A 7309-nucleotide genomic window follows, 5' to 3' on the forward strand; every position below is an offset into this window, starting at 1 on the left:
GCGCTCCAGCACGGGGTGCTCCCGCAGACGCTCCACGTCGACGAGCCGACCCCGCACGTCGACTGGTCGACGGGCGCCGTCTCGCTGCTGACCGATTCGGTGCAGTGGCCGGAGACCGGGCACCCCCGCCGGGCGGGCGTCTCCGCCTTCGGTATCAGCGGCACCAACGCCCACACCATCATCGAGCAGGCCCCGATTGAGGAGGCCGCCAAGGACGACGACACGACCGCGCCGGTCGCTGCACGCGCCGTTACCCTGCTGCCGTTCGTGCTGTCGGCCAAGGGAACCGAGGCATTGGCGGAGCAGGCTGTGCGTCTGCGCTCGCACCTCGTGCAGCGGCCCGAGACCGAACTGCTCGATCTCGCCCATTCGCTCGCCGTCGGGCGTGCCGCGTTGGAGCGGCGTGCGGTGCTGACTGCGGCCGATCGTGATGGGTTGCTTGCTGCTCTGGAGGGGTTGGCGTCCGGGCGGGGTGTTTCGGGTCTGGTCGAGGGTTCGGTGGTGGAGGGCCGGACGGCGTTCCTGTTCACGGGGCAGGGGAGTCAGCGGCTGGGTATGGGGCGTGAGTTGTATGACGTGTTCCCGGTGTTCGCGGATGCGCTGGATGCGGTGTGTGCGCACCTGGACGTGTATTTGGACCGTCCGTTGCGTGAGGTTGTGTTCGGTGATGACGCCGAGTTGATCGGTCGGACGGGGTTCACGCAGCCTGCGTTGTTCGCGGTTGAGGTGGCGTTGTTCCGTCTGGTGGAGGCGTGGGGTCTGCGGCCGGACTTCCTGTCCGGGCACTCCATCGGTGAGCTGGCCGCCGCGCATGTGGCGGGTGTGTTGTCGCTGGCGGATGCGGCGAAGCTGGTTGCTGCGCGTGGGCGGCTGATGGAGGAGCTGCCCGCCGGTGGTGCGATGGTGGCGGTGCAGGCGTCCGAGGACGAGGTGCTGCCGCTGCTGACCGAGGGTGTGAGCATTGCCGCGCTGAACGGTCCGCAGTCGGTCGTGATCGCGGGCGACGAGGACGCCGCTGTCGCGATCGCTGCCGGTTTCGAGGCGCAGGGCCGCAAGACCAAGCGGCTGACGGTCAGTCATGCGTTCCACTCTCCGTGCATGGACGGGATGCTGGATGCGTTCCGTGAGGTCGCGGAGAGCGTCGCGTTCGAGGCGCCGCGTATTCCGATCGTGTCGAACCTGACCGGGGACCTGGTCTCCGGCGAGGAGATCGCCACCGCGGAGTTCTGGGTGCGGCATGTCCGTGAGGCGGTTCGCTTCGTCGACGGCATGCGTGCGCTGGAGGCGCAGGGTGTGGCGACGTTTGTCGAGTTGGGCCCGGATGGGGTGCTCTCGGCGATGGGGCAGGAGTGTGTCTCCGGTGAGGGCACGGCCTTCGCGCCGGTGCTGCGCAAGGGCCGGTCGGAGGCCGAGACGCTGACCGATGCGCTGGCCCGGCTGTATGTCCGGGGTGTGGCCCCGGACTGGTCCGCGTACTACTCCGGCACCGGCGCACAGCGGGTCGAGCCTGCGGCGCTGCCGACGTATCCGTTCCAGCAGCAGCGTTTCTGGCCTGCTGCCACCCCCGCCTCCGGCGACCCCGAGTCGATCGGGCTCGGCGGCGCGGAGCACCCGCTGTTGGGCGCGGCGGTACCGCTGGCGGACGCGGACGGCTTCCTGTTCACCGGTCTGCTGGCGACCCGCACCCATCCGTGGCTGGAGGACCACGCCGTCATGGACACGGTGCTGCTGCCCGGGACGGCCTTCGTCGAATTGGCACTGCACGCGGGCGGCCAGGTCGGCTGCGAGCGCCTTGACGAGCTGACGCTGGAGGCGCCGCTGGTGCTGCCGGAGCGGGGCGCGGTGCAGGTCCAGCTCGTCGTGGACGGGCCGGACGAGTCGGGACGTCGCTCCTTCAGCCTGCACTCCCGCCGACAGGACGCGCTCGCGGCCGAGCCGTGGACCCGGCATGCCAACGGTGTGTTGGCCGCCACCGTTCAGGGGATTCCCGGCGACCTCACCGTGTGGCCGCCGCAAGGCGCTGCTGCCATCCCCGTCGACGGCCTCTACGAGGAACTGGCCGGAGCGGGACTGGGCTACGGCCCGGTCTTCCAGGGGCTCGCGGGCGCCTGGCGGTTGGGGAACGACCTCTTCGCCGAAGTTCTGCTGCCCAACGCCGAACAGGTGCCGGGCGTACGCGGCGCCGAGGCCGACCGGTTCGGTCTGCACCCTGCGCTGCTCGATGCCTGCCTGCACGTCATCGGCCTGGATGCCCCGGACCGCGAAGCCGCGCCGGCCGAGGGTGCGCTGCTGCCCTTCGCATGGAACGGTGTGCAGCTGCTGGCCGCCGGCGCCGGTGTGCTCCGTGTGCGGGTGACCGAACAGTCGGAACACGCCGTGTCGCTGCTGGTGGCGGACGGCACCGGGGCACCCGTCGCCACGGTCGATTCGGTGGCGCTGCGTCCGGCCTCCGCCGAGCAGGTGCGGGCCGCGCGCAGTGGGCTGCACGAGTCGCTGTTCCGTCTGGAGTGGACCGCTGTTCCGGTGCCCGCCACGGGTGCCGCGACCGGTGAGTGGGCCGTTCTGGGCCTCGACACGGCCGAATCCACCGTGCTGGACGAGGCGTTCGGGGCCGATGCCGGGCCGACCGCGTACCGCGACTTCACGGAGCTGCGTGCGGCCGTCGAGGCCGGTACGCCCGTACCTCACACCGTATTCATCGGTGGAAGCGACGGCATCGACGGCATCGACGGCAGCGGCGATGGCGCCGCGGCCGAGGCGGCAGCCACCCACGCCGCCACGCTGGGCATGCTCGAACTGCTTCAGTCCTGCCTGGCCGACGAGAGGCTCGCCGAGTCGCGGCTGGTCCTGCTGACGCGCGAGTCGGTGGAGACGGAGGTCGGAGCAGGCATCGCGGATCTGCCCAGCGCCGCCGCGCGTGGATTGTTCCGTTCCGCGCAGTCGGAGAACCCCGGTCGGCTGACACTGCTCGACACGGACGGACGGACGGCCTCCTGCCGCAAGATGCTTGCCGCGCTCGCCACGGACGAACCGGAACTGGCACTGCGCGACGGCGTGGCGCTGGCCCCGCGGTTGGGGAGGGTGCCGGTGGGTGAGGGTGCTGGGCGTGCTGTGTGGGGTGTGGAGGGGACGGTGTTGGTCACGGGTGCGAGTGGCCAGTTGGGTGGGTTGTTCTCTCGTTATCTGGTGTCCGAGTGTGGTGTGCGGAATGTGTTGTTGGTGAGTCGTCGGGGTGGTGCGGCGGAGGGCGCTGCGGAGCTGGCGGCGGAGTTGGGTGGTTTGGGTGCGTCGGTGACGTGGGCGGCGTGTGATGTGGCCGATCGGGATGCGTTGGCCGGTGTGCTGGCTGCGGTTCCGGCGGAGCATCCGTTGACGGCGGTGGTGCATACGGCCGGTGTGCTGGACGACGGCATCATCGACTCGCTCACCCCCGAACGGGTCGAACGGGTGCTGCGGCCCAAGGTCGACGCCGCGCTGAACCTGGACGAGCTGACCCGCGACCTCGACCTGTCCGCGTTCGTGATGTTCTCCGGTGCCGCCGCCGCGTTCGGTGCGCCGGGGCAGGGCGCCTATGCGGCTGCCAACGCGTTCCTGGAGGCTCTGGCCCAGCGCCGTGCCGCCCACGGGCTTCCGGCCGGTGCGCTGGCCTGGGGGCTGTGGGCCGGTTCCGGGATGGCCGCCGACCTGGACGAGACGGACCTGCGGCGCATCGCGCGCGGTGGCGTCGCCCCGATGACCGCCGAAGAGGGCCTCGCGCTCTTCGACGCCGCGCAGGCGGACGGCGGCACCGTGCTGTTCCCGATGCGGCTCGACCATGCGGGGCTGCGTGCCGAGGCCACCGCGACCGGCACCGTGCCGGCGTTGCTGCGCGGACTGATACGCGTGCCGGTCCGCCGCGCGGCGGTGGCCGCGGCCACCGACGGTTCCTCGCTGGCCCAACGTCTGCGCGCACTGGCCACGCAGGCCGAACGGGAAGCGGCGCTCCTGGAGCTGGTGTGCGACCGCGTCGCCGGTGTGCTCGGCTACGCCGGGCCGGACGCCGTGGACGCGGCACGGGCGTTCAAGGAGCTGGGCTTCGACTCGCTCACCGCCGTCGAACTGCGCAACGACCTCAGGACGGTCACGGGACTGCGCCTTCCCGCCACGCTGGTCTTCGACTACCCGACGCCCACCGCCCTGGCGGGACATCTGCGGGACGAGCTGCTCGGGGCCGAGGGGACCGAGATCGCGCCGGCCGTCGTCGGCCCGGCACTCGCGTCGACGGATGACGACCCGATCGTGATCGTCGGCATGGGATGCCGCTTCCCCGGTGGGGTGCGTTCGCCGGAGGACCTGTGGCGTCTCGTCGCCACCGGAGGGGACGGTGTCTCCGGATTCCCGGTCGACCGCGGCTGGGACCTGGACGCGCTCTACCACCCGGACCCGGACCACGTGGGAACCAGTTACACCCGCGAGGGCGGCTTCCTGCACGACGTCGCCGACTTCGATCCGGCGTTCTTCGGGATCTCGCCGCGTGAGGCGCTCGCCATGGATCCGCAGCAGCGGTTGCTGCTGGAGACCTCGTGGGAGGCGTTCGAGCGGGCGGGCATCGACCCGGCGACCGTCCGGGGCAGCAGGACCGGTGTGTTCGCGGGGGTCATGTACCACGACTACGTCACCGGTACGGATGGCATTCCGGACGGTGTCGAGGGCTACATCGGCACCGGCAACGCGGGCAGCATCGCCTCCGGCCGGGTGGCGTACACCTTCGGCCTGGAGGGCCCGGCGGTCACCATCGACACCGCGTGCTCGTCCTCGCTGGTCGCGCTGCACTGGGCGATCCAGGCCCTGCGCAACGGTGAATGCGAACTTGCCCTGGCCGGCGGTGTCGCCGTGATGGCGACCCCGGAGACCTTCGTCGACTTCAGCCGCCAGCGCGGGCTGTCCACCGATGGCCGTTGCAGGTCCTTCGCCGAGTCGGCCGACGGTACGGGCTGGGCCGAGGGCGCGGGCATGATGCTGGTCGAGCGACTCTCGGACGCCCGGAGGAACGGCCACCCGGTGCTGGCGGTCGTGCGTGGTACGGCGGTGAACCAGGACGGTGCGAGCAACGGCCTGACCGCGCCGAACGGTCCGGCGCAGCAGCGGGTGATCCGCGCGGCGCTGGCCGGCGCCGGTCTGAAGGCGTCCGAGGTGGACGCGGTCGAGGCGCACGGCACGGGAACCACGCTGGGCGACCCGATCGAGGCGCAGGCGCTGCTGGCCACCTACGGCCGGGAGAAGTCCGCGGACCAGCCCCTGCTGCTGGGCTCCATCAAGTCGAACATCGGTCACACGCAGGCCGCGGCCGGCGTCGCGGGCATCATCAAGATGATCATGGCGATGCGCCACGGCGTACTGCCGAAGACCCTGCACGTCGACGAACCCTCGTCGAAGATCGACTGGGAGGCGGGCGCGGTCGAGTTGCTGACCGAGGCCGTCGACTGGCCGGAGACCGGCCGCCCGCGCCGCGCCGCGGTGTCCTCCTTCGGCATCAGCGGTACCAACGCGCACACGATCATCGAGCAGGCTCCCGTGGAGCAGACGGTCGGCACCGAGCCGGATTCGGTACCGCCGTTCGTCCCGTGGCCGCTCTCGGCCGTGGGCCAGGACGCCCTGCGCGACCAGGCCCGCAGGCTCCGCGACCACGTTCTCTCCACCGACGACCTCGACTGCGTCGACACCGGCTACTCGTTGGCGACCGGTCGCGCGGCCTTCGAGGACCGTGCGGTCCTGGTGGCCCGGGACCGCGACGGGTTCCTCCGCGCCCTGGCGGCCCTGGCCGCCGACGAGCCGACCACGAGCGTGGTGCGGGGCTCGGTGGCCGGTGGCAAGTCGGCGTTCCTGTTCACGGGGCAGGGCAGCCAGCGGCTGGGCATGGGACGTGAGTTGTACGAGACGTTCCCCGTCTTCGCACAGGCGCTGGACGCGGTCTGCGACGAGCTGGACCGGCACCTGGAGCGTCCGCTCAAGAGCGTGCTGTTCGGCGATGATTCCGGATTGATCGGTCGGACGGGCTTCACCCAGCCCGCGTTGTTCGCGGTCGAGGTGGCGTTGTTCCGTCTGGTCGAGGCGTGGGGTCTGCGTCCGGACTTCCTGTCCGGGCACTCGATCGGTGAGCTGGCTGCCGCGCATGTCTCCGGCGTGCTGTCCCTGGCGGATGCGGCGAAGCTGGTGGCGGCCCGTGGCCGTCTGATGGAGGAACTCCCGGCGGGCGGCGCGATGATCGCGGTGCAGGCGTCGGAGGACGAGGTGCTGCCGCTGCTGGTCGAGGGTGTGAGCATCGCCGCGCTGAACGGTCCGCAGTCGGTCGTGATCGCGGGCGACGAGGACGCCGCCGAAGCGATCGCTGCCGGTTTCGAGGCGCAGGGCCGCAAGACCAAGCGCCTGACGGTCAGCCATGCCTTCCACTCGCCGCGCATGGACGGCATGTTGGATGCCTTCCGTGAGGTCGCGGAGACGCTGACGTACGAGGCGCCGCGCATTCCGATCGTGTCGAACCTGACGGGCGCGGTCGTGTCCGCCGAGGAGATCACCGGCCCGGACTTCTGGGTGCGGCACGTCCGCGAGGCGGTTCGTTTCGTCGACGGCATCCGTGCGCTGGAGGCGCAGGGTGTGACGACGTTCGTCGAACTGGGCCCGGACGGCGTGCTCTCGGCGATGGGGCAGGAGTGCGTCACCGGCGAGAGCTCTGCCTTCGTACCGGCACTGCGGGCCGGCCGATCCGAGGCGGAGACCCTGACCGCCGCGCTCGCCGGGCTCCAGGTGCGCGGTGTCGTGCCCGACTGGGAGGCGTTCTTCGCCGGGACCGGCGCGCGGCAGGTGGACCTGCCGACGTACGCGTTCCAGCGGCAGCGCTACTGGCTGGACATCCGCACCGGTGGCACCCCCGCCGCCGAGGACCAGAAGGATTCGACGGACGCCCGTTTCTGGGAGGCCGTGGAACAGGAGGACCTCGGCTCCCTGGCGGAGACGCTGGAGATCGACGACGACGGTGCGTTGGGGACGCTGCTCCCGGCCCTGTCGGCGTGGCGGCGGCAGCAGCGCGCGCGTTCGACGGTGGACGGTTGGCGTTATCAGGTGTCGTGGAAGCCGGTGTCGGTGGGTTCGGGGGCGCGGTTGGATGGTGTGTGGTTGGTTGTTGTTCCGGAGGGGGAGGGTGAGTGGTCCGGTGAGGTGATGGGGGCGCTTGCCGGGCGTGGTGCTGAGGTGTGTTGTGTGGAGTTGGGTGCGGGGGGTGATCGTGTCGGGTATGCCGAGCGGTTGCGTGAGTGTGTGGGTGGTGTTGAGG

At 71.1% G+C, this 7309-nt stretch carries 1 protein-coding gene; it reads left to right on the plus strand.

Going from position 1 to position 7309, the window contains the following annotated elements:
* Window positions 1–7309, plus strand: a 7309-nt coding sequence (locus ACFC79_RS37890) for a type I polyketide synthase (RefSeq protein WP_376249787.1), incomplete at both ends; no start/stop codon positions are given.

Origin of the sequence: Streptomyces sp. NPDC056061, assembly GCF_042266885.1 — a bacterium.
Classification (GTDB): domain Bacteria; phylum Actinomycetota; class Actinomycetes; order Streptomycetales; family Streptomycetaceae; genus Streptomyces.